This is a genomic window from Flammeovirga sp. SJP92 (genome assembly GCF_001583495.1).
Lineage (GTDB): Bacteria > Bacteroidota > Bacteroidia > Cytophagales > Flammeovirgaceae > Flammeovirga.
This window is the reverse complement of record NZ_LQAQ01000119.1, coordinates 82003-107616: the sequence shown is the minus strand read 5'-3', so window position 1 is coordinate 107616 and position 25614 is coordinate 82003. Positions and strand designations below refer to the sequence as shown.

The window sequence follows — 25614 nt, the reverse complement described above, 5'->3', positions numbered from 1 at the left end:
TTAATTGCAAAATATCGTGCACCATGACTGAAGTCACGGGCTTATGGGAAGCTATCCTTTTTTACATCTTTTGATAAAAATATTTGAACTACTCGTATTTAGATGAATTTACGATCAGGTAAACCATTGAAATATCTTAAGTTTAAAATGAAAGACGAAAAGAGGAATATCTTCCCAAAAGCCCATAATTTTAATTATGGGTCTACAAACCACCCAACTCCTTGGAACCTTGAAATTATTTACAATACACCCCATTTCACCCATCTTTAAAACACTCTTCCTTTCTGCTAAAAACTAATAACATCACACAAAAACAGTCTTTAAAATTCAAAAAACAATCCATCATACCCTTATAGGTTGTTGTATACTTTAAAATAAAGGGGGAAGATCAAAAAAGTCTATTATCATTACGGTTGAACACCCTATACTTTCCATTTCATCGGTTATGTTGTATTATGTTCAGTGCATCTAAGCAGTTGAACAGTGAACTACTTATATCCATCATTTACTCCAAATTTCAACATTCGGAAAATGATATTAACGAATCAACAGAAATGAATAAAATTAGAATTACTCTTTTGGTCTTAGTGACCTTTTTTTCGACTTCCAAAACACTCTACGCACAAAAGCAACCTAACATCCTATGGATTGTAACAGATGATCAACGCTATGATGCAATCAGTGCATTTAATAAAATAATTCATGGACAGAAAAATAGTAAGTTAGGATATGTAGAAAGTCCTAATGTAGACAAACTGGCCAAAATGGGTGTTACTTATATCAACACTTACTGTCAAGCTCAAGGTTGTGCACCATCAAGAGCCTCTATGCATTTAGGACGTTACCCTTTCCGCTCGGGAATCTATCAATTTGAATATTTCAATAAGAATACTGACAACTCCTACCCTTTATTACCTGAAACAATGGAAAAGTTGGGCTATCAGACCATGCATACAGGAAAATTAGGAGTACGCGTTAGAAATCTCAAAAATGGGAAAGCTGTAAAAGAGAATATTTATAGCACAGATATTGATGCAAAATTATTCGAAAGTGAGAAGCTGGCAGAGTGGGGAAAAGTCTATAAACTGACGGCAATTGATGGTCAAAAACTAAAGAATCCTGTTAAGCAAGTTTCATTTTTAAGAGATGAGAATAATAAGATCTATTACATTTCTAAGCAACTGGAAGAAGAAAATCCACAGTTTGCAGGAATGGCCAAAAAAGCCTACGAGAAGTTTGATTTGATGTACAAACACAATAACAAGAAAGGGCAACCAGAGACGGTATTTAATCATGGCGTTTTGGCTGGAGTTAGTCCTCAACCCGCAGGCAAAACACGCGATGGTTTATATACCACGGCATTGATTGATTTTCTAAAAAATGAGGATCAAAAATTTTCAGTGGGCAGTAAAACTTTTGATGGAGCGGACACTTCAAAACCCCTTTTCTGTAATATTGGGTATGACTTCCCTCACACTCCTGTGCTCCCTCCAGCAGACTTCAGAGCTCGTTTTCAAAAGCACAATTATAAGGTACCTGAACTGACGGATGAGGAATACAATAAGCTGGCAAAAGCGTTTAAGAAAAGAGTGGATAATAGCTACTCTAATGATTTCACAGATGAGCAAAAACAAAAAATGATACAAGACTACTATGCTTTTTGTGCTTATGGTGATCAGCTGATCGGTAAAGCCACAAAAGCATTTATTGAATACAGTGAAAAGCATCAGCGTCCTTGGCTTATTTTATATGTATGCGGTGATCACGGCTGGAAGCTCAACGAACATGGCTCTATTGCAAAAAATACTCCTTGGGAAATGGATGCTCACAACCCTATCATTGTTGTTTCTTCTGACAAAAAGAAATTCCCTAAAGGAAAAGTAGTAAAGGATTTTACAGAATTTGTAGACATTGCCCCTACTTTAATCACTGCTGGCGGTGGCAATATAAAAGATAAAGAATTTGACTACCTCGATGGGTTAGACCTTCAAGAAGTAGCCTCAGGCTTAGCTCCTGTTCGTGATTATGTGATTGGTGAAAGTCATCATGCTATTGGTCCCAGAGCTTATATCCGCACAAAAGATTATATTTTCTCGATCAAAACAAGACCCCATTCAAAAAGAGGCGTTGATATGGAATGGGCAAGAAAAGCCACTTACAAACAACTTGACCCTGCCCTTTACCACACAAGCATTGATCCTGATGAAACCAACAATCTAGCATTTGACAAAAAATACCAAAACATTGCAAAGCAAATGCAAAAGAAACTCATAGATATTGTCATTGGTGATGGACGTGCTGAAATCAACTGGGGTGGTGATAATTTCGGTAAGAATCAGAAAGCTATTGGAACTGAAGTACACCGCAGTAATTATGCTCCAGGTGCTCATGATTATAAATTGGACGTGCAATAAGAGATTTTGTTTTGAATAGAAGGGTAACCTGCAGTTGATTGTGGGTTATCCTCATTTTTGCAGGCTGATTTTTTAAATTTTGAATTTATTTGTCTCTACATAAACAGAATTTGTATACTCTTTTTTGATCAAGCAGTCATCTTTGATTTCATATAAAACATGACTTAACTTATTGATTGAAGCAATCGTGCCGTCCCTATTATAAATTGTCCTAGTCATTTTACTTTTGGGTAAATCAAATTGATTGTACTTACCTACCTTAACTTCGCCTATGTTCATTTCAAGTAAGTAAGGTATCAAGACTTGTTTGACAACAATTATATGATTCCCTGGATAAGTAAAATTTGAGTTTTTACAATAATGTTCCAGTCTATGTTTTTTGAGCATTGTGGTACTTTTAGGGGTTAATCCTGATATATCAAATTTATAGGTATAGTACAATGGGTTTGTTATAAACAGAAGTAGTAATAGTGGGAATAAAATTAATGAAAGCATACCAAAGGAGTCTATCATTGACCCAATTCTTTGTTTATTCTTCTTAAGCCTTAACCCAAGAATAAATATAAAAAGACTCAAAGAAAGAATAATTATAAAGTCTAAAGTTTTCCCTACAAAACTAATGGGAGAAATTACAATAATTACAAAGACAACTAAGAGTATTATTACTATTTTAGTTATCAAAGAATTAGAAAACCCTTTGAGTATCTTTAATTTATCAATTCCCCATGCAATCGGGTAACTCAGTAAAATTAGGAGTTCTTCCATTTTGATAACTTACAATATTGAATATGAACAATAGTGATAACCTATTAATAAAAATGCCTCCCAAGTTACTTTCACATAATTAGATTTTGAAAAGCTTACTCAAAATATAAATTATTGTAATACAAAACAAGAGTACATTTTTAAAGAAAGGCTCAATAGGCCAAAAGCTCCTGATTCTTTTCGTGTGTAAATGAAAGGGGAATTTTTGAATGAAAGATAATAATTTGTTTTGTGGTCCGAATAGTGGTTTTTATGATGGTTTGTGAGCCACAAGACATTATAGCTATACAGAACGATATTATTTCAATTTAGGAATTTGGGTGTAACAGATTTCAGTAGAGACATAATGCTTTATACGATACATTTACCTATATCTTTAAGTGATATAATGATTCAGTGTTTTTTTACTTTCCATATGCTAACTTACCAAATTCAACTAGCCTACCAAGGAATAAAAAAACAGATTCATCCTTTTCTGACAAACCTGTTTCCAATCATACACTATTAGTACCTAGGTACAAAACGGTCTTTTCCTTCTGGACCTTGTAACCTGCCTTTCTCAGTTTTATACGCTCTGCCCTAATATAACCGAAAAATTCCCGCATCATCTCTAGGTTTTCTTCCTTGGTCTTTTCGAATGGGTTATCATAAATCTGATAGTCGAAAGTATGGTAAGGTTGCCCATCAATCCTTTTTTGGAGATGCCTTTTCTTGAAAGCAGGGGCATTCTCCAGTACCTCAACACTGTAATCGTCTTGAAACTCTAGTTGCCCTGTCAAATACTGCCAATAAACTGCTCCATAGGAAAGTCCTGTTTTAGGAATCTTATATTTTCTTTCAAAGCTATATATACTGCTACCATAGTTAGGATCGTCTTTTTCTTCATACATAACTGTTGCTGTAAAAGAAATAGGATAGATAAACGCTGACAATTTACCTTTGACCATATCAGCAAACTGATTAGCTTTTTTACCCATCAAATATTGTTCTTCTAACTCAAAACTTATCCCAAATTGAACATTTCTATTCCCTTGTTTGGGCTCAAGTATAGAAAAGTTAAACCTATTTTCACCTTCTCCAAATAAATCAATCCTTCTATATGATGTTAAATTGGAAAAAAAATGTTGATGTATTCGATTAAGGTCAAATTCAAGACCTTCTTCTGATAAGATCTCTTCATCTCCTTCTCTTTGGATACAAAGTTCCATTGTTTTCCAATCACTATAAAAAGAGTTATTGATCAAGGAGTCAATGATTTTTTTTAGATATGCTACATTTGTAGCTACTTTCATGATACCATCTAGCGTTGTTATTAATGTATTCATATTTTTTATAATGCTAATTCTATAATCTTACCCCCTTTGTCCATATATCAGACTCTAAACTCTCTTTTTTACAACACTTTATCAGCTCCTTTTCTCCCTAGCTCATTTCGTAAGACTCTTTTTATTTTATCCCCTGCCAAGGAATAAAAAACAGGTTCATCCCTTTCTGACAAACCTGTTCCCAATCATCCACTATTAGTACCTAGGTACAAAACGGTCTTTTCCTTCTGGTCCTTCGTAACCTGCCTTCCTCAGTTTTATACGCTCTGCCCTAATATAACCGAAAAATTCCCGCATCATCTCTAGATTTTCTTCCTTGGTCTTTTCGAAAGGATTGTCATAAATCTGATAGTCGAAAGTATGGTAAGGTTGCCCATCTATCCTTTTTTGGAGGTGCCTTTTCTTAAAAGCAGGGGCATTCTCCAAAACTTCAACACTGTAATCATCTTGAAACTCTAGTTGCCCTGTCAAATACTGCCAATAGACCGCACCATAAGAAAGTCCTGTTTGAGGAATATCATACTTTCCTTCGAAATCATACTGGTCTGTTCCATAGTCAGGGTCTTCTTTTTCTTCATACATAACTGTCGCTGTAAAAGAAATTGGATAGATAAACGCTGACAATTTACCTTTGACCATATCAGTAAACTGATTAGCTTTTTTACCTTTCAAATACTGTTCTTCTAACTCAAAACTTATCCCAAATTTATAATTTCTATTTCCTTGTTGTGGTTCAAGTATAGATACTTTAAGTCTATTTTCTCCTTCTCCATAAATTGTCATCCAACGGTATGCCATCAGATCTGTAAAAAAATGTTCATGTATCCGATGAAGGTCAAAGTCAAGCCCTTCTTCTGATAAGATATCTTCATCGTTTACTCTTTGAATACGAAGCTCCATTGTTTTCCAATCCGTATAAAAAGGATTGTCTATCAAGGTATCAATGATTTTTTTTATATGTGCCACATTACTACCTGTCTTCATGACACCATCTAGCGTTGTTAATAAGGTATGCATATTGATTTTTTATATTAATGTTAATTCTTCTATTTCTCCGACCTCATTCATATACCATACTCGAATATCTTTTCTCTTAAGAATTATTCCTATTTTTTTCTCACCTAATGGTTCTAAGGCTTTACTGATCTGTTTCTTGGCCAACTCTGCTGCTCCCAAAGCACTTTTACCACCTGCTTCAGGCAAAAAGAGATAATCCATTCCCTTGACTTTAAACTTTGAAGGATCAATCAAAGGGATATTCTGTTCTCTGATAAAGTGGATCAACTCGCCTGACTTAACTTCCCCCAATTCTTTCACAAAGTTATCAGTATCGCCTTTTTTGAGCAAGGAAAGTAATTCTCCACATTTCTGTTCTGCAAGGACTTTATCCATATTTTTACTTAATATTTCCACTACTCCAGCTTTGCTCCCATTGAAAACATCTAGCAATGCCCCATTATGTTTTTTAAGTGCCTGCACCGAAATCAACTCCAAAAGCTCATCGGAAAATATGCCTTCACGAAGTTCGTTCATCAAGGCCAGATAGTTTTTGATCTGTCCTTCTGAGATACTCACCTTAGCATACCCCACTTTTACATCAATGAACCGCCCCAAGTTGAAGTTGAACATGAATTCATCAGGGATCAACCTTTTACTATTCTTGGCGATCTTTTCAAAGATCTCTGCAAGTCCCTTGATCTTACTGAACTCAATGGTCATGTGCCCTATCAATGTCTTGTAAGCAGGATTGGCTTCGATCATGAGATTTTTAGACAAAGCAAAACTCTCGCCTACTGAGCCTTTTGTATAACGTAAATGTTCTACAAAAAGTCCGAAGTCCTCGTTTTCTTTGATCAGCTTGGCGTATTCTTCATTAAATTGCTTGATGAAGTTACCTCTTACTTCGGGAATACGTCTGCTGTTGTCTGCCAAGTATTTTGTCAATTTTTCATCCATCAACAACTCTTCTACGGCTTTGTAGATATTGGGATTGTCAAAAGGTGATAATTTACTACGGAAAGCCTTGACAAAACCTTCTTCGGTCATATTGAGCAGTTCCAAACCCTGCTCCAAGACTGTACCTGCTTTTTTAGCACGCATGAAGTCATTAAGGGTTCGATCTTCCCTGATCTTTTTGCGGATCACCGCCTCCAAGTCATCGCTATTATTGAGATTTTCGATAAAACGCTTTGCCTGTATGTGTTTGAGATCTCCCTCTTCTTTAAAAAAGGCTAGGAAAATATCTTGCAATTCATCATCACCTTTAGACAACAGTTTTTCACTTATCTTTTCGAGCTTCTGTAAATCTTCTAAGGACAACCCCATTCCTCCTTTAGTACTGAAGTTGAGCAAGAATTTTTCCAATACAACCGATAGTGCTTGGGGCCTAGAATTGATCAAATCATTTTTAAACAGAAGCTCTAGTCCCTTGCCAATGGTTTCTTTGATCTGAGGATCATTTTGTATTTTTGCTAGTATTTTGTAGACCCTTTCTTCATCCCTAAAACTTTTGAATATCCCTGTCAGCTTGTCTGCCCAAGGTGCAAAACTCTCTTCTTGGAACAGTTTCTTGACTTCAGAGATAAAGTCTTTATGGGACTGCCGAATGACTTCTGTATAAGCCTCTTCTCCTGCCTGCTGTATATACCGTAAACCAAGTTCCGGGTTGGGAATGTTTACCGTTGCATTTTGAACTCCTGAAGCACTAAGGGATAACTGTTCTGTAAAGAAGGGCTGAGGATCGTCGGCCATTTTTTGAAGCACACGGGCTTTGACGTCCTGCCCTAAGCGGAATTTGGTCAGGACCTCTTCAACAAAAAGATCCTTACTTTTGCCCAAAACTTTCGCTAAGTCACCTAATTCCTTGGCAAAGGTGGCTCTTGCACCCTTCAGTATACTTTTATTAAGTTTGGAGACAATCTTAACCGCATCGGCAACATCGAAGATGGCTCCTGCATAAGCCACCAACAACCAACCCACATTTGGGTACTCTGAATGCAGTCGCTGTTCTGGACTAAGAGAAGTGTTGGCTACAGCAGACTGCTCATTATATTCGGTTTGCTGGATGTAGATGTCTGTAGCACTGGCTCCCACACTCAAAGCACCCAAAGACGCCACTAAAAGACCTGATGCAGCCCCCGAGGTGAATACTGTTGCAATCCCTGCGCCTATCGAGACTACAGCCAAGCTGATGTCCCTTGCCATTTTCCAGTTGCTGATACTTTTGACTTTTCGATCTGCGGCTTCTCCTAAATGACCAAAGTCCCAACCCAAAAGACTCTTTTTGGTTTCTGCAACCACCAAGTCCATTTCGAACACAAATTCGGGGTCATCGTGTAACAGTTTGCGGACAGTTTCGATATTTTCAAGCTTTTCCTCCATATGTTCCTGCATATGGGTAATGAAGGCTTTGGAGTCTTGCCCCTCTTTTACATATTCTCTATATAGGGCAATCAGGTCAAGACTAGTATCCAGAAATACAGGATGCTGATTGCTCAAATTCGATCTAAGAGATTGGGAGAGGCTTTCAGTTTCCTCCTTGAGCATTGCATACTCTTCCTCCAGACGTGCTTCGCTTTCCTTAAAATTATTGTAAGACTTGTCATCTTCTGGAAGTTTTTCCAATATATGTTTTATCCCCTGTAATGAAAGTTTTGTCAATGTCTTTTGCATTGCCACTTTCTCGTATTTCTCAAATTCGGAACTGAAAGAGAGCAACAGGTCATAGAGTGTTTCACCATCCTCACTAAACAAGTTACGGTATTCATCCAACAGTGCCATTTCGCTGGCATCTAACCAATGCTGAGCAATCCGTAAGGCGTTGGGAATAAACTTATTTTCAAGATAGAGGTCTCCCTGTTCTTCCAAGTATTCTTCGTAGGCATCACGATCTTCAAATGTACCGTCCTCAGCAATAAGTTTGTCAAGCTTTTCCCAATTTGCTCGGGCTTCGTTCCACATTCCCAAGGACTTCATTTTCATAGCCAATGCCCTTGCTTTGTGGAGTTCAGTGTATTTGCCCATTTCTTTCAAGTCATCCTTTTCTGCCAGCTCGAGGTTCCCACTCTCTGCGTGATGAAGGTAGTAGCGTTTTTCTCCTTTCTTTTCTTCCCAATACTGTTTATATGAAGGATTGAGGCTTCTTTTCACCTCTTCTAGTGTAAGTTTGTCATCTGAATCGTAGTGCGGTGCTAAGTTTTTAAACATGTAATAGTAGTCGTAATCGTCCTTCTTGATTTTACAGAGGGCTGAGAACGAAATTTTCCCTTTATGCATCACAAAAGAAAGCTTTTCTTCGAAATTCCATGCACTCCATGACTGGATGCCTGTGGCTATTTCTTCTTGTGAAAGTTCTTTTTTCATGAGTTGACGCATTGCTGTACTTTCTTTGCAAGCTTCTTGTTCTTTCTTATTGAAGTAACGCAAGAGTTGGCTTATTTTCAGCTCATTTCCTCCTTCCCAAAACCACCATGCATCGGCTTCTTCCTTGAGTAATGTATATACCATGTAGAAATGCTTGAGCGAGTAAGCTTTTACGCTGATTTCCTCAAGTACAACGGTCTCTTCTGAAAATTGAGGCAACATCGGCAAGATGGATTCATGGCTGATCCCTATCCGTTTTTCAAATTCAAAATAACCTTCATAATCTTTGTTTTCTTTCAAGTTTCCCACTAGTTCTCCTACCAAGGGAGCCAATACACTGTGCCTTAACCCTGCTTCATCTTGATAGTTGAAAATATGAGTCGGGTCTTTTAGGTTTTCCAATGCCCATTGCGCCATTTCTTCCACCTGACGGCTACTGTTACTAGCGATTTCCCGAAGCTTGATCAGTTCCAGGCGGTTTTCATTTCCTTCGATGCTTTCACAGGCATCCACCCACATCTCATGTGCACCAATATACACTTTCAATAATAAGGCTTTGGGTTGGTATGGTATATAGTTTCTATAGCCTTCAAAAGATCCACCACGATAGTTGTGGCTCTCCTTTTCTTTTTCCTCGTATTCGTACATAAAAATCTTGTTTGCCTAGTTTGTTTCCTTTTGGGTTTGCATAAAAGTTGATTACGAAATTAAATCAATATTTTTTTAATGTGCTAATTTTTAATACACTATTTAGAGGAACTTCGAAGTCTAGGTAATACATCCCAGCTTCATGATCCATAATATTATCGGAATGGTCTTTTCATTATAATCACTGATAGAATTGACTCTATATACCTCTTTTAATTCTTCTGAGAAACCAAAATATGTATTACAATTACTTTTAAGTTGTGGGTATTACTTTTTGATAAATAAGCTTATTTATTTTACACTAAACATTATAGCTTGTTTTTTCTTTTTTATTCATTCCCCAAGCTATTACTTTCACTCCTTTTGAGTAATGAATTTTATTGGGTTTCTCGTTAATTATTTTTTTAAATCTTGGGTAGTTAACCTCTAGTTTTTTGAGGTCAATTTCATCAATAGGCCATTCCAAATGATGGATTTCAAATTCGTTAATTGAATCATTTGAATCTTGAAAAAGAGCATACCTTTCAGTTAACCATTTGTCTAATTCCGATTTCTCTTTCACGATATCTCCAACTGTGTATTCAATTTCAAGTTTGTCATTGAATTTTGAGTTCTTAGATTGATATTTTTTGTTCGTCCGTTTAATTTTTGAAAATCGATAAGGAAGTTCAGAAATTGCCTTTGCAATTTTACATGACAAACTTTTTCCACCTTCAATGCTTAAAAAGTAAACTCCTGTTTTATTATTTGATTTTACGTAAGTCCGAATATTTATCTCATCAAAATCTGAAATTGGTGAAAATGCAGGTAAATTTTTAGGCCGTATTTTCTCCATTGTAAAGGCTACAACTGAAACCCAAGGTTTACCCTCATAAAGGTCTATTTCTAATTCTTTAGGAATGATTTTTTTTAACTCCTTCAACTCAACTTGATAATGAAGAAATATTGCATTATTCCACTCCTGATAAAATTTCCACCCGCTAGTAGGTATTTTCCAAGATCTATGATTTGTAGTGTTTAATATTTCTTTAATTGTCATCTTTTATATTCTATGTATGGACAGTAGGGCAAATTCGAGGTACTTTACTTTCAATTAATTTCTAAATACCTTATTAGCTATTAACTCTATTTGTAACCTCTTTATTTCCAACATTTATAATTCAAATAAGTTCCATAATCACAACCTGATTCATAGTTCATTTCCTTATTCATAGGTTCTTGAGCGATATATAATAAAGGTTCAAAATCCATATACTTCGGCAGATTTATTGTTTTTTTTCAAAATATTCTTTGCCATTAGCAATTACACAAAACCTAACTTAAAGAAAGTAGTCCCAAAAGTCATTATCATCTAACATTCTTTTAGGGCTCATAAATTACTTTCTTAACTCTTTTCGAGCCTTACAAATTTTCATTTTCTATTTCACCTTCTTTTTAGAACTCTTCTTTATCTGTAAAAAGTAACTTTGCTCTAAAAAATAAAGGCAAATCATATCTAATATTTACGTTACACGGATGTATCTGCTTAGATTCTTTTTTTTCAGGCAAATAACCAACAACGACTTCGTTATTAGTATGTGAGAGTCAACAAAAGGGGAATCAACTATAACATGCAGAAATGCACATTTAGCGGATATTATATACACATCACTTTTACCTCAGATTATTTTTTTCTAGAATTTCTTCGATCTCCTTAATTTTTTTATTTTTCTCTTTAAGCTCTTCTATCTCTTTTTGTTGCTCTATAATATATAGAGTTAATTCCTCAATTTTTTGAAGAAGTTTAGCATCCATTTCAACTAAATTAATTCCATTTTTCTCTACATCATCTGCTTTTGGAATATCAGGTAAATGATTGTTAAGTTTAATGAATTCTTCTACTTCTTTCAATGATTTCAATTTATACCCATCATTAAAAACAAAATCACTCCATGTATTAGTTGTCACTTCTACTTTGATGGCTTTAGCTCCAATTGTTCCATTAACAGCTAATTTGTAATTATTTGGATTTGATGATAGATTAGTTCCAATACCAATATTGCCATTATGTTTAATAGTCATACTCTCTATTAAAGAGTTATCATTAGAAGTATAAAAACTTAACCCTGCATTATATCTTTCTGTAAAACCATACCAACCAGTGCCATATGGATTATAGTTCTTTAACGATATTTTAGCAATCTTTGACTCAGTGTAACGATTATCTCTATACGCAAAATCAATGCTATTAATTTCTTCACCACTAGTAAAAAAATATCCATTACTTATAGCAAGTTCAATATTCCCATTTTGTAGAGTCAATTTTTCATTTGGTGTATAAGTACCTATTCCAATTTTATTATTTTCATCTAAGGTAAATATATATTCATTATTTGAATTTCTAAAAGTAAAAGCATCTGTACCTCCAGTCCCCCAAGTAGATCTAAAATAAGCACCATCTTCATCAGCTGATAGAATGAGTCTATTATTACGAGTTGCGTTACTTTCAAATATTGTGTAACTCCCTCTAATACTGTCATTTTGTGCATACAAATTTGCTGTTATTATCGTAATTACCACAGATAAAAATATTTGTTTCATATCATTATTTATATCATTAAAAAAACACCATTGTCACATTATTCCAATAGTAAAAAACACTTTCAACTTCCATTAAAATTAAGTTTGCTAGTAGATTGTTGAAAGATGATTTAAATTTACATGTTTATGTATTACAAAACAAGAATGACTTTTTTTGACTCAATTCGTGCACAAATACAATTTGCTTTTTTGAATTTGGGTTTAACTTCTAAAAAGTTGGACATAAAAAAATTCTTGATAAGGAAGTCATAATAAAAAATATGAAGTGGAGTAAGAAGTCTTAAAACAAACTTCTTATACTGCTTTCAGGCACTATTTTATGTATCAAAACATATTTTTGAGAAGAAAGAAACATAAAGGTTCCTATAAAATAGTTCTCATCAAAAAAAGACTTTTCGAGTAACCGAAAAGTCTTTTCTAATATCCACATAACGGTATTTATATAACAACAAAACTAAGTCCTAATTATTGGGTCCTAGCTTTAGCCTATGACTTCACCACCATGTATAGCATCTTGAATAGGCCCTGAATGAAAACTGTAAGGATTAGATGGTGCTGGTTTTGAAACCTCGTTGAGTTGTTGTAATTGTGCTTCTGGTATTACAATGTCTAAAGCTTCAATACTTTGCTCTATTTGACTTACCTTGGACGCACCTGCAACTAGTCCTGAGATATAGGGCTGATGTAAAATCCATGCGGCTGCAACTTGTGCAGGGCTATGTCCCAATTCTTCGGCTACTATTTTCAAGGTTTTTATTATGGTTTGAGATTGTTCTGAAAAAGCATCAATAAATGGATCGGTGACAAAAGTTTTGGTAACACGTCCAGAACCAAGCACTTCTCTTTTTACAATATCAAAATCATAACGTCCTGTTAGCAAACCATTAGCAAGTGGACTCCAAGCAAATATTCCAATACCAGATTCTTTTGCAAAGGGTGTGAACTCCCTTTCAATAGTTCTTTCTAATAGGTTGTATTCCATTTGAATAGCCGAAACTGGTTCAAAACCATGCCATTTAGAAAGTACATCTGCTTTGCCTAAGTACCAACCAGGAAAATTACTAAAACCTATATAACGCACCTTACCTGATGCAACAATTTGATCTAAAGCTTTCATCGTTTCTTCTACTGGAGTACTGGCATCCCAATGGTGAAGGTATAACACATCAACATAATCGATTTGCATTCGTTTTAATGATGCTTCCACCTCACGAATCATTTGTAATCTTCCATTACCTCCACTTGTAGGGTTCGAAGCATCCATACTCATGGTATACTTTGTAGAAATAACTACTTTTTCTCTTCCACCACGTTCTTTTAACAAATCCCCTACCCATTTTTCACTTTCGCCTCCTTGATACACATTTGCAGTATCTATAAAGTTCATCCCCGAGTCTAAAAACGTGTTGAAAATTTTACTCGCTTCTTCCTTTGAGATACTCCAACCATCTCCCCATACATTTCCAAAAGTGCCCGCTCCAAATGCAATTTTAGATACTTTTAATCCTGTTTTTCCTAAATTTATATAATTGCTCATCTGTTTTTTTTGTTTGAAAATTATGATACAAAATTATAAACCTTGATGGGGAAGAAATAACCAAAATACAAGTATAAATGACCAAAATTACAGTCTGTTGCTGAAGGATATATCTGATTGAAGTTAAAAAGTGTTGGCAACCACTTTTGCTACCACATATTTTACTGCTCTACTTGTTTCTTTTTTAATGTGATTGAGAAAATGTGCAATGAAGTTTTAAGAATAGTCGAATTCTGAATAAATCCATTTAGTTTTGTAAATGCAACAAAGATTAGAAGCAATGTGCTCTTAAAATTTGTTTTAATTTTGTACAACGTATTATTTTAATGTATGTAATTTCCAAAGACAAAATATGCATTCAGATCGTTACTCTCTAAGAACAAATATTTCTCTAGACTTCCATCCTTGGTGTCAATAATATATACACTTAACTTCAATTGATCAGAATCGAAATAATTTAGAATGTCATTTTTGACCTTACCAATTAATTTATTCAAGTTTTCACAGTGATATTTGGAATTGAAGAGGTCTGCTGATTTGTTGAAAGTTCTTAAATGAACCAATGACCATTCAAAACAATCCGTTAATATTTCTTCTAAATCTTTATTCAACTCTTTTTTTGTTGATAATATTTGTTCCAATGAACCCTTCCCAAACCAGTGATCATTAAATATTTTTTCAGGTTTGATTCTTACTGTTCTATCAATCTTAAGCCAAATAACTGTAGGATTGTATCCATCTGAGAGAATACCTAAAAAATCACTGAGCAATTCAATAGTTTTTATTATATGTTTATCTGATTCGATCATTCAATTGAATACTACGAAAGTGCTAAACTACTTGCAAGGTCATTTAAACCCTGGATGCAGATCAGCGATTGTTTGACATCGTTTTTAATAATTTGTAGGAAGAGCCCTTTCAAAGGATAGTGGACTTAATAGTAAAATTGATATTATTGATAAGTTGAAACATAAAAGTGAAAATAATTTTAAATCTCTTAATTGATCTTCTTCACTTTGATGATTGTAATATATTTCACCACCCACTTTTAAAGTATTCACTTTTACTGAATAGAGATTAAAAGTTATATAATCAACCCATTTCTTTTCTTCTTCTTTTGTAATTTTTGATCGATAATCACTCTCAGATATATTCAGTTGAAAAAATGTATTCTTTACCCTCTCATCTAAAGGTAATTGATTATAAATCCTTTTAGATAAATCAAATTTAAGATTAGGATGCTCTTCTAAGTTGAAATAACAAGTATAACCTTTTGCCCCTTGTGAAAAATATATATCCTTTGCTAAATGTCCTTTTATCCAATATGGACTAGTAGTAACCTTGTTGGAATTAAAGTTCGAAATAATAAGAAATGTCAAAAAAATGAAAGAAAAAATTAAACATGTAAATCCAAAGAGAATAAAGCGTCTATTTGTCTTAATTGTAGAATTCCTAAAATGATTTTTTTTAGACTTCTTTTTATGCTTTGAATTCAAGACCGTTATAATCTTAGATATTATACTTGAACGAGCAAAAGAGTATTTATCAAAAAGTAAAACTGTTTCCTTAAAATATAAAATCAACGTTTGATCAAGATTATTCTCTGTTTTCACTCGTTGAAGTGAATAATAATCTAAACTTTTAAAAGGAAGCCGAATAACCTTATTTAGAAATTTCTTCTTAATGAGTATGGAATCATTATTAATTTCTAAAATCTTAATATTTAGCACCAAATAAATCAATAGTGAAAAATCTAAGATTATGCCTAATACGAGGAATGATTCAGAAAAAAGTCTTTCGCCTAAGAAAATATAAAATAAGTATTCTAGCACTAATAGTAAGAGAATTGCAATCAAGCAATTCTTGTAATTATAATGTTTATACACTGCTTTTTAAGTTAATTCAGTTTAATACCAATAATGCCTAACGAACCTACTTAACTACCACCTTCAGACTAATCAATCTGTGGATGGAGTTTAGTTGATGTTAGCAACTTATTACTAGTGATTTGTGATATTTCCCCTTACTAAATTTATGATAAAATTATTTTTGATTTAAAATATATTATTGAACCAAAAACTAAATATATTATTAAAAATGGTATTCCAAAAAATGTAAATATTAATGGAATAAATGTCCATACAATTCCAAAAATTAACAATAAACTAAATACCCAAATAGGTGACCTTAGAGACAAACTATAAATAAAAAGAGTTAAAACAGACATTATTCCTAAAAACCAAAGTATTTCAAATGAAGTTATACCTTGAACTTTTAAATCAATATTTGGATCAAAAAGGAATTGAAATGCTAAAAATAAATGGCTTGATACAAAGAAAAATAGTCCAAAATACCTTAGTAATAAATTCATTGTTATACCTTTTTTAATTAAGTTTTATTAAGTATGGTCACTAACATTTAATAAACATCATTGTCACATTATTGAATAATATGATAATGGCGTATATCCACTCGAATACGAAGCATTTGACATTTCAAATGCTTCAACCTGTCAAACCGCTATGTATTTTATTAATTGTACTCATTTCAAATTTAGCACTATCTGCCAAATGACCTATATTTATTATTAGCAAAAGTTTTTTATCATCTCAATTATCTTTGGAATAAAAATTAATCCACCGACAATCACCGAAATCACGGCAGAAATTAAAACTGCTCCCGCACAATAATCTTTAATCATTCCAATTGTTTCATCCCAGTCTGATTGAACAAAATCACCAAGTCTTTCAATGGCTGTGTTTAATAATTCCGTTAATATCACAAGTCCCGAAACAATAGTAATTGCAATCCATTCTATCAATCCAATTTTAAAAAATATTCCGAATCCAATTACACAAGTTAAGCCAACAATATGTACCCGTGCATTATGCTCATTTTTAATCAAGTTTTTTATTCCATTGAAAGCATATCGAAAGCTCACTAATCTTTTTCGAAGCGAGAAACTATTTGATTTTTCCATTTTTGTCATGGTAATAATGCGTTTGTTTTTCCATCAAACAAATCAATCCAACAGAGCATATTAAAAGAATAAATCAATACTATCATTAGTCCTAGAATGAAAATAGTTATTGTTTTTTGAACAGTTCTATTTTCGGAATTCTGTCGACCAAAATATTTTACATATGTAAGAATCAAAGTAATCAGAACTATTCCAATTATTGGTGAATTCACTACAAATCCAACTTTATAATCTAGAATCCCATCTGCTTGAATTAAAATCAGAAAGAATGCCAGCAATAAATTTACAACTAAATTTGTTGTCAAAGTCAAGATTGGATATTTGTAGAATGTTCTCATAAATTTTTGCTAACAAATATCAAAATACACTTTCAACTTCCATTAAAATTAAGTTTTCTATTAAGTTATTGAAAGATGATTTAAATTTACTTGTTTATGTATTACAAAACAAGAATTGATTTTTTCAAATCAATTCGTGAAGATAAACGAGTTGAAATGTTTTTTTTATACTCTCTTTTTTTTGATCAGTTCCCACTAATTAAGTCTTTGAAACTCCCAAAAAGCTGAATAAGTAATATAACCACCGCCAACTAATGTAGCAAAAGGTTTAGTTGACAATAATATCTAGTTGGAATATTCTGTGAAAAAACTTTTTTCGGATATCAAATTTAGTTTCAGTCATCTTTCTTTTTAAAGCCCTAGTTCATTCATTCGCTTCTTTTCATACCTACTGTCTTCTGCTGGATATCTCAGTAAACCTTCATATTTTCCAGAATCCTTGGCCAAAGCCCAAATAAGACTTTCACCTGCATGATGGGGAATTTGTTTGAAAATAGGATCTTTATATGCTTCATCTGCAGAGATAATATTCCAACCTTTGGACTTGAACATGGCAATCAAATCATCTAAAAATAAGGCTGCTGCTAAGTTATGATGCAACAATAATGTATGACTGATGTGTCTACCCGTAAGTTCAAAAGACAATTGTTCATAGTAATTTGCACGATCAAACAAATGTTCCAAATAAAAGGCCTTAAAATCATTAATATCTGCCTGTGCATTCTCTTTCAATCTTTTTCTTAGTCGACTATCTATATACCAATCCGATGCATCGATAGTTACATAACCATTTCGGTAACCATTGTCTTTAAGGATTTGTCTAATGCTATCAATTTCAGTTTGGCTATTTCCTTCTTTCAAGTAGGGAAACCTAAAGAGCTTGACATAATTTTTATAATTTTTGATTAAATCATCAGCTTTCAACAGTTCATTTGTGAAGTCTTCAGCATTAATATCATTACTATTAAAAAATGGATGTGAGTGGGTGTGATTCGCTATTTTATGCCCTCTCTTATCCCAAGATTCCAATAAGTATTTTCCTTTATCAGATGACATTCCGCGAGTTTTTACAAAAAATATAGCTTTGAGATTCGCACTATCCAAAGTACTCAAAATCATATCATTCCAGTCTTCGAACTTGAAGTTTCCTTGATTTGAAGTATTTCCATCATCAAATGTAAAACTAATAGTTGGCTGGCAAATAGAGGTTAAGGGTATTAAGAAAAAAAGAACTAAAATTATATGTTTCATGACATAGAATATGAAAATTAATGTATCGAAAAAAATGAATGCGCTTGAATAAGCCATGCCTAAGCTCACCGAATATTTAATGACCCTAGATGACTATATAGAAATAAGCGCATTCATTATTATCTCATGTTATGAATTTATTTTGTAAAATAAGTTTCAGGATCAACCTTTTTACCATTTTTTCTTACTTGGTAATTGAGGTGAGGTTTATTATTTGATTTTCCTGTACTACCAACATGCCCAATTACTTGACCTGATGAGACGGTTTGCCCCTTAAATACCATGATGTCATTCATATGAGCATACCGAGTTTGGTACCCATTGCCATGATCAATAACAACAACGTTACCCCAATTTTTATCGAAAGAAGATTTAAGCACTTCACCTGAGCCTGTAGCTAAAATATCTGTTCCAGAACTTGCTACCATATCTATACCGTGCTTATTCTTGGAGAAAGGCATTACGATTTTATCATATGATCCTTTTTTTATGGGAGATATTGATGGTGTGGATCCTTTGATCTCAGCAAAGGCGAATAAAACCATAAACATTACCGGTAAAAGGAAAAGGTACTTACCTACATTAAAAAACGAACTTTTATTTTTAGTGATCATTTCTATTCTGTTTTCAATTATTGAACTTTTAAAACTGCTTGTCAAACTGAATTGATGCTGTACCAATAGGTTGTTGAGCATGAGTTCGAGATAATCAGATTTCTTGATTGACTCGGACAAAACTTGTTCATCAGCCTGAAATTCATGTACAGAACGTAACAGCTTACGAAAGAGAAAAACAAAAGGGTTGAACCAGGTAAATACTATAAATAGCTCTGTAAACAATAGATCATATGAATGACCTGAACGTACATGTGCCAACTCATGCTTAATAATGGGATCATCAGTCTCATTATAAATGTGTTCTTGAGGAATCAAAATCCATTTAAAACATGAAAAGACAGCATTTACATCACCCCGATAAATTGAGTAGTCCGCTGAATAAACCTTGTGTGCCGAGCCTATTTTATGAAAGAGCTGAACAGTATTGGCAACAAGCAATACAAAGCTCACAACAAAGCCTATCCAGTAAACATAGTCAATAAATTCTGTGAATTCTAAGGTTGATTTATAGACTTTTGAACCAGAAGAAACTGGTTCAAAAGTATCTCCAAAACCTACCTTTTCCAAATCACTAATTAGGTATTTTACAGGTGACTGAATATCAAAATCCATCAACGGCAAAGCCAAAGAAATGGGCATAATCAAGAGTAAAATTCCTCGATTAAATGCATGAAATGTCAACTTTCGAAATAATAAATAATAGCAGACTATAAAGACACTACTCACAAAAGTTACTTTTAGCAAATAGATAGTTAAACTAGTCATTATTTTTCTTTAATTCGTTAATTTTTGTTTCAAGCAACTGCTTCATCTGTTCCAGCTCATTAATGCTGAGGTTTTGGTTTTCGGTAAAGAAAGAAGTAAACTTTTTAGTTGATCCATCGAAGAAGTTTTTAATTACTCCCCCTAAATGTTCACCAAAATATTTGTCTTTCGATACCAAAGGAAAATATTCATTCACTTTACCATAAGTCTTGTGACCAAGGAATTCTTTTTTTACCAACACCCTAACTACTGTTGACACCGTCGTGTATGCAGGCTTAGGTTCTGGAAATCCCTCTACAACATCCTTTAAGAAAGCTTTTTCAAGCTTCCAAATAATGCGCATTACTTGTTCTTCTGCCTTTGTTAACTCTTTCATACAATAAATGTATAACTATAAATATAATAATACAACTATTTTTATAGTTATAAAGAAATTTTGTCCATTTGAAGTGTTCAAGAAGCTGTTTTAGAAAACTTGAATCTAAACTGAGAAGAATACAAAAATTTTTCAGTGAATTTGAACTTGATGAAAATGCTTTTTTCCCTATTATTAAAAATAAATGTAACGGGTGATAGGGAATTTATTGGAGGAAAAGTTATAAAAGGGCATTTGATCTTAAGAACACAAAAGCTGAACACGCCTTATTTTCATCCATCTGTTGTGACGGTCAATAATGTTCATCGCTATTTTTCAGGGGTGATATATTATGAAATCAGCTTCCGCTAATTAAGTCTTTGAAACTCCCCAAAAGCTGAATAAGTAATATAACCACCGCCAACTAATGTAGTAAAGGGTTTAGTTGATTGTGAGATTGGGTAATCTTCCTGTATCCAGGACTTTCCTTCATTCTCCGTAAATATTAATTCATGCTTTACGCCTAGAATATTTTTATTTTCTTCTTCATGCACATCTAGATATATTCTTTTTGAGTTCCCACTAATTCGGTTTACTCGATATTCAGCAAAGTCTCCTAATTCAATTCTTTCGATTTTAGTATTTATTCTTAATATCACATTTCGATTTTTCTCTTCTTCCAAAACTAGTAAAAGGTTTCCTTCTGTATCTGTTCCTTTACAAACTACTCTGTGATTATTGTTTAAGGCAATTTGATTAACTTCCTTCGTTTCGTAATCAAAAATAATAATGACATTGGTATTCTCATTTTTAGCTATAAAGAAAGCCTTATTATCTAATAGTTCAAGGTTGTAATGTGATTTTGGGAAATTTATTAATGTGTCTACTACACCATTTTTAAGAGCCAGCAAGTTCAAATAAGTATTCCCTCTTACTGCTGTAACAACTCCTAAAGTATTATTATATGCAATGTCTTGAATATATTTTGAACTATCTAGACTTATAAGAGACTCCCAACTTTGTCCTAAATTTGTGGAATACAATATGTTTGATGGCATTTTAAGAAACTGGTTTGCGACAATTAAAGTATCTCCCTCAACATGTAAATGACTTACATTTCCTGTAAAATTAATATCAATTTTATTCCAATTTTTACAAATATCTAAAGAGTAGTATAAAATCGTTTTGTTAATTGAACTATCAACGGAGCTTTTATCTTCGCTTAAAAAGAGCTTTGAAGATCTCCCTCCAATGTAAAAAACACTATCGTTATCATTGAAAAGAACATTATAATCTTTAGAAGGCAATCCATTTGGTCTAAATCTATCCCATCTAAAATGAGTACAATTCTTTAGAAATAGAAGCGTCAAAGTACACAGAATTATTAAAGTAATTGTCTTTTTCATTTTGTTCCCCAATCTATAGTATGACAAATATCTAAAGGGATAATATAAAAGCCATTTTCCACTAGCTGTGGAATTTCTACACTTTGTATTTTAATCCTATTTGACTTTTCATAGGTAATTAAAGCTTCTATATGATGTCCCATATTCTTATTTTTTATCTAATCACTTAATATTTGGTTTTGAAACCCTAATTTTTACTTTAGTTCGTATAAGACATTATCAAAATCTTCAAGTAAGAAGATTTTATCAAATTTTGACTTGAAAACAACATTAAATGGATCAAACACTTCATATGAACTATGGCATGTATTTCCAATAATTAGTATTAACCACTGTTTAAGACCTGTATTTTCAATGTACTTATCAATTTTCTGTTCTTTCTTTGAAATGAATTCGCAAATTGTTGATTCTGATATTTCAGAAACCATATATGCCCCAAAATTTAATGAAATTGTTTTCTGAGAATGTTTTGTAAATGTTATTCGCTCAATGAGTTCGTTATCTAATAATTTACCTGTTAAATATTTATGCCTTATAACATTTATGAAAGTATCAATAATACTTTGTTTATCTCTTGTTCTAAATTTAAATGAGTCTGAAATTCTACAATCAGCATGAAATTTTGGAAAATCTTCATCTTCATACAGTTCACGTTCTGCCAATAATGCCGTATTTTCGAGAAAACCAATTCTCTTTTTTTTCTCTGGTTGTAATATCAATTCGTGTTCAATACAAATATCATTGATACCATCTGTAATTATAAAATCAGGTACTTCACGAATTTCTTTAAATGAATAGGCTGGGAAATATGTACATAATACTTTACCAACCTGACATAATTCTAGTATTTTTTGATTTTGATCTTTTTGATATTCATCAAGCTTATTGATGTGATGTCTAATTTTGCTTTCTAGGCATTCTCGACTACTAGTTTGATTTACTGGAGTTAACTTTACCATACCCTTTTTACGACTAAGATTAGATAAACAAAATCAATGTGTATACTTGAAACAATACCTCCCAACTCCCTCTCAAAAATTAGTTTGCTGTTAGACTGTTGAAAAGCTTCTACAACAAGGTATATCTTATTGTAATACAAAACAAGAATACAATTCCTAAAAAAAGTAGATCAACAAACCAAAAATATCTTATTCTATTCGAGTGTAAATAAAAATTGTTTTATACTCAAAAGTTTAAAACAAAGTCTGTTGCAAACAAAGGAGCCTATAATTTTATACAAAATTATATTGCTTCTTATTTTATCAACGATTTAAGTTGCCCTATCGCCCTGTGATAACCACCAATTTCAAAAAACACAGGTTGAATATTAATTGGTTCTTCATTAGTAGGGTAACCATTACTATATACAAAATTATTCCATTCAACATAAGCCCCATGATTGATTATATCAAACATAACCGCTCCACATCCTTCATCACCACAGCAACGACATACATATGCAGTTTGAAGCCCGTTGGCAAAATCAGATTTTTTAAAATTGATAAGCCTCTCAGCATAGGACAATTCAAACTTTTTATTGATTCCCCATCCATAAATTGTTAAGGGATCACTTGTATCACCAAGTAGTTCTGATAGTGATATTCCATCAATAATAAAATCAATAAATGGTTGGTCCTCATTGAAAACTTTGTCTTTTGATAAAACTGATCGTTTAAATTCTAATTGACTAAATTTCATTTTTTCTTCCCTGAATTATTATTTCTTATACAGTGCTTTAATTTTAGTTTATCATAACTTGGCATATCAAAAATTACCTCTTCAGGTTCATCTATTTTATTGTTAGAAGTTATTAAATTACATCTCTACATGAGTAGCATACTAAAGAATAACAGAGTCTATTTTACTTTAAATCAATTGACTGCAACATAATGACTAAGCCCTATATGAGGGTACGAGAACCAAACCTTTGAATTTTAGATGTTATTGTAGCTCCCTTTAATTTCAATCTCCCTTCTAATATTCTGTCCTGGTCCTAACCAAGTTCGATGATGAAAGACGGAAGTTTTGAATTCGTTTGTTATTAATTCACCTATTTTCTCAACCTCTTTTTGTTTGATATTTGGTTTTGTAATTATTATTCCAAAATTACATCCTTCAGGAACGGTATCATCCCACTCTTGAAGAGTTCCTATTTCAAAAGGTCTACTAACATTTATCTGTAAATCACCTTTTTTTGATTCTCCCCACTCAGTTTCATTTTCAGAATCAAGTACAAATTTTGGCAATACAAACAAATCAGAAATTTTATTACAAAAGTCACTCAGGTTTAATTCACTATATAATGCTAAATGTTCCATTTTATTTTACCAATTATACCCAACTCCTACATAATCAATCCCTTTCTTTAAAAAATAATCTTTATAGAAAAGAACTTCTTTCTTCAATTCTTTTATATCTAATTCTATTTTTGCTTTATCAAATGTCCATTTCCTTTCATTATCCATATCAGTCCATATTGTATTATCAGTTTGGTGCTTTACATTGATCCCTTTTATCCATCCTCCACATTCTGGAAAACCGCAATTACAAGAAAAAATAAAGAAATCACCTTCGTTTGTCAAACTCTTATAAAGAATTTCAAAGTCTACAATATCACCTTCATTATACGGTTTACTTCCATTAATTAGAATTTCAACATCACCTTGCATCCAAACTTCTTGTCCGTTTTGAACAGCGCTAACAACAAGTTCTATATAAATAGAGTCCATATTTTCTTTTTGTATACTGAGTTTTTTTTCAAATCGACTACAATTTGAATGCTAAACTACATATAAAGGGGTGTGAATGATAGATTGAGACTAGCGATTACCATGGTTTGTTTTTATTTGAATTTGTTTTTCAAGTTTAATAGAATCCTTAATCGCTTCACTTTTCATGGCTTCAATATCAGTTTCTGTTTTTTCAATAACAGCACCTAGTTTGTGTGTCATTTGTAATTTAAATACGTTATTTAATGTTTCTACAATTTCAATTTTCCAATTATTCTTTTCTATAATTGTTCTTAGACTTTACTTTAAGTTTATCTAACTTTTCCAAACTAAGAATGTCAAAGAACTCTCGCAATGATTCTATATTAGATAAAGTTATTATATAATTTATCAAATGATCTCCCCATTTGTTGCTGTAATTCTTATGTAGTTGATTTATAACACTAAACGTTGTATGTGGTTAGGTTTCTATACAATTCGTCAAAATATGTTTTAGTGTAAAAATTTCTTTATCTGAATCAACTATAATATTTCTTATACAATTTGATGAATTTACAGTATAATATATTCTGTATACACCTTTCTTAAGTTCAAAACTTATTTCTTCATTATCATAAAAGTCTCCACTAAAGACATTTTTTCCATTCAATTCATTTATACTGATACTAAATTTAGATTTATCAGAATTTCCGAGTCCATTCTCATACAAGCCTATTGCATCATCACTTTTTGTTCCAATTTCTAAAAAATCTATTGGAGTATTATTCTTAAACAGAATGTAGCATCCGTGTTCACAATCGTATTGAAAATCAAGTTCAATACGAAAATATGAACAGTTGTAATCATAAGTTGGTATCTCAATTTTTTTAATTCCGAATATTTTTGATATTTCCGAAATATCTTTGGCTATCCATTCATCTTCCAAACCAACGGCTTCATCATAAATTGGAATTATCAAGTCATTATAGTATTTCCATATACTGTTGATTATTGACTTTTGATTTTGATATATAAAATCCATGATTTCTATTTGTCTAGCACTTGGTTCCTTAGGGCAATCTTTTTCATTAATTTCCAAAACCACCTCTATATCATGCTTTTTGTTGTCACACCAGCACTGATAATCAAGTTTTTCAAACTCACTAAATGAAATTTTTTCAGCAGGGACAAAACACCAATAATCTTCCCGAATCTCAGTTTTATTAAATTCCATATTTTTAATTTTGAATTACACACAACACTGAATATAAACGATAACGTTTTTACTCTTAAAAATCTGAGACAAACACAATAACGCTCATCAAATAATAAAAACACCTCCCAACTCCCTATAAATTAAATAATTGAAAGCCCCCCACAAGTTATCTCTTATTGTAATACAAAACAAGAATCCAATTCCTGAATAAGAGGCTTAAAGTTTCAAAAAACACCTTATTCTATTCTTGAGTCAACACAAAGAATCACCTTCTTTTATTATTAGCAAAAATTCAATTATCTTCAATAGACATTGCTCAACCTAAACGCACTCTTATTCAAACAAAA

Annotated in this window: 23 protein-coding genes; 2 read left to right on the top strand and 21 right to left on the bottom strand. The window is 32.6% G+C overall.

Going from position 1 to position 25614, the window contains the following annotated elements; all coding sequences use genetic code 11:
* Nucleotides 1-554: 554 nt before the first annotated feature.
* Nucleotides 555-2414, top strand: coding sequence for a sulfatase-like hydrolase/transferase (locus AVL50_RS31750; protein WP_062621957.1), 1860 nt, complete (start codon nucleotides 555-557; stop codon nucleotides 2412-2414).
* Nucleotides 2415-2486: 72 nt separating this feature from the next.
* Here AVL50_RS31750 and AVL50_RS31745 read toward each other — a convergent pair whose 3' ends face one another.
* From AVL50_RS31745 to AVL50_RS31680, 14 genes are all read right to left on the bottom strand, one after another.
* Nucleotides 2487-3179: a hypothetical protein gene (locus AVL50_RS31745; protein ID WP_062621947.1), complete on the bottom strand. Its 693-nt coding sequence runs from the start codon at nucleotides 3177-3179 to the stop codon at nucleotides 2487-2489.
* Between the two features lie 494 nt (nucleotides 3180-3673).
* Nucleotides 3674-4504: a hypothetical protein gene (locus tag AVL50_RS31740; RefSeq protein WP_062621946.1), complete on the bottom strand. Its 831-nt coding sequence runs from the start codon at nucleotides 4502-4504 to the stop codon at nucleotides 3674-3676.
* Between the two features lie 195 nt (nucleotides 4505-4699).
* Nucleotides 4700-5521: a hypothetical protein gene (locus AVL50_RS31735; protein ID WP_062621944.1), complete on the bottom strand. Its 822-nt coding sequence runs from the start codon at nucleotides 5519-5521 to the stop codon at nucleotides 4700-4702.
* A gap of 9 nt (nucleotides 5522-5530) precedes the next feature.
* Nucleotides 5531-9514: a hypothetical protein gene (locus AVL50_RS31730; protein ID WP_062621942.1), complete on the bottom strand. Its 3984-nt coding sequence runs from the start codon at nucleotides 9512-9514 to the stop codon at nucleotides 5531-5533.
* A gap of 301 nt (nucleotides 9515-9815) precedes the next feature.
* On the bottom strand, nucleotides 9816-10553 hold the full coding sequence (locus AVL50_RS31725; protein WP_062621940.1) for a YqjF family protein: 738 nt from the start codon (nucleotides 10551-10553) through the stop codon (nucleotides 9816-9818).
* A gap of 614 nt (nucleotides 10554-11167) precedes the next feature.
* The gene (locus AVL50_RS31720; protein WP_062621938.1) at nucleotides 11168-12094 is read right to left on the bottom strand and encodes a hypothetical protein; all 927 of its coding nucleotides are present in this window, start codon (nucleotides 12092-12094) and stop codon (nucleotides 11168-11170) included.
* A 481-nt stretch (nucleotides 12095-12575) separates the two neighbouring features.
* On the bottom strand, nucleotides 12576-13631 hold the full coding sequence (locus tag AVL50_RS31715; protein WP_062621936.1) for an aldo/keto reductase: 1056 nt from the start codon (nucleotides 13629-13631) through the stop codon (nucleotides 12576-12578).
* A 323-nt stretch (nucleotides 13632-13954) separates the two neighbouring features.
* Nucleotides 13955-14440, bottom strand: coding sequence for a hypothetical protein (locus AVL50_RS31710; RefSeq protein WP_062621934.1), 486 nt, complete (start codon nucleotides 14438-14440; stop codon nucleotides 13955-13957).
* A gap of 84 nt (nucleotides 14441-14524) precedes the next feature.
* Complete coding sequence (locus tag AVL50_RS31705; protein ID WP_157491769.1) at nucleotides 14525-15244, bottom strand: hypothetical protein; 720 nt, start codon at nucleotides 15242-15244, stop codon at nucleotides 14525-14527.
* 419 nt (nucleotides 15245-15663) lie between these two features.
* Nucleotides 15664-16002 (bottom strand): hypothetical protein, encoded by a 339-nt coding sequence (locus AVL50_RS33235; RefSeq protein WP_157491767.1) that lies wholly within the window; start codon nucleotides 16000-16002, stop codon nucleotides 15664-15666.
* A gap of 216 nt (nucleotides 16003-16218) precedes the next feature.
* Nucleotides 16219-16611, bottom strand: coding sequence for a diacylglycerol kinase (locus AVL50_RS31700; protein WP_062621955.1), 393 nt, complete (start codon nucleotides 16609-16611; stop codon nucleotides 16219-16221).
* A gap of 689 nt (nucleotides 16612-17300) precedes the next feature.
* The gene (locus AVL50_RS31690; protein ID WP_062621928.1) at nucleotides 17301-18200 is read right to left on the bottom strand and encodes a polysaccharide deacetylase family protein; all 900 of its coding nucleotides are present in this window, start codon (nucleotides 18198-18200) and stop codon (nucleotides 17301-17303) included.
* A 137-nt stretch (nucleotides 18201-18337) separates the two neighbouring features.
* Entirely contained in the window at nucleotides 18338-19456 is a 1119-nt protein-coding gene (locus AVL50_RS31685; RefSeq protein WP_062621926.1) for a M23/M56 family metallopeptidase, read from the bottom strand.
* 118 nt (nucleotides 19457-19574) lie between these two features.
* Nucleotides 19575-19958 carry a BlaI/MecI/CopY family transcriptional regulator gene (locus tag AVL50_RS31680; RefSeq protein WP_062621924.1) on the bottom strand — a complete coding sequence of 128 codons (384 nt, stop codon included), beginning with the start codon at nucleotides 19956-19958 and terminating at the stop codon, nucleotides 19575-19577.
* Nucleotides 19959-20114: 156 nt separating this feature from the next.
* On the opposite strand from AVL50_RS31680, the gene AVL50_RS33230 reads away from it, so the two are divergent.
* Nucleotides 20115-20309 (top strand): hypothetical protein, encoded by a 195-nt coding sequence (locus tag AVL50_RS33230; protein WP_157491765.1) that lies wholly within the window; start codon nucleotides 20115-20117, stop codon nucleotides 20307-20309.
* On the opposite strand, the gene AVL50_RS31675 is transcribed toward AVL50_RS33230, so the two are convergent.
* From AVL50_RS31675 to AVL50_RS31650, 7 genes are all read right to left on the bottom strand, one after another.
* Nucleotides 20306-21343: a hypothetical protein gene (locus AVL50_RS31675; RefSeq protein WP_157491764.1), complete on the bottom strand. Its 1038-nt coding sequence runs from the start codon at nucleotides 21341-21343 to the stop codon at nucleotides 20306-20308. The two genes, AVL50_RS33230 and AVL50_RS31675, sit on opposite strands and share 4 nt — an antisense overlap.
* A 194-nt stretch (nucleotides 21344-21537) precedes the next feature.
* Nucleotides 21538-22302, bottom strand: a complete 765-nt coding sequence (locus tag AVL50_RS31670; RefSeq protein WP_062621920.1) for a hypothetical protein — start codon at nucleotides 22300-22302, stop codon at nucleotides 21538-21540.
* A gap of 295 nt (nucleotides 22303-22597) precedes the next feature.
* Nucleotides 22598-23041 (bottom strand): hypothetical protein, encoded by a 444-nt coding sequence (locus tag AVL50_RS31665; RefSeq protein ID WP_062621919.1) that lies wholly within the window; start codon nucleotides 23039-23041, stop codon nucleotides 22598-22600.
* 236 nt (nucleotides 23042-23277) lie between these two features.
* Nucleotides 23278-23661, bottom strand: a complete 384-nt coding sequence (locus AVL50_RS31660; RefSeq protein WP_062621917.1) for a hypothetical protein — start codon at nucleotides 23659-23661, stop codon at nucleotides 23278-23280.
* 6 nt (nucleotides 23662-23667) lie between these two features.
* Entirely contained in the window at nucleotides 23668-24072 is a 405-nt protein-coding gene (locus tag AVL50_RS31655; protein ID WP_062621915.1) for a hypothetical protein, read from the bottom strand.
* A gap of 90 nt (nucleotides 24073-24162) precedes the next feature.
* Nucleotides 24163-24294: a hypothetical protein gene (locus AVL50_RS33770; RefSeq protein WP_256366146.1), complete on the bottom strand. Its 132-nt coding sequence runs from the start codon at nucleotides 24292-24294 to the stop codon at nucleotides 24163-24165.
* Between the two features lie 238 nt (nucleotides 24295-24532).
* Nucleotides 24533-25285, bottom strand: a complete 753-nt coding sequence (locus tag AVL50_RS31650) for a hypothetical protein (protein ID WP_062621913.1) — start codon at nucleotides 25283-25285, stop codon at nucleotides 24533-24535.
* Nucleotides 25286-25614 lie beyond the last annotated feature (329 nt).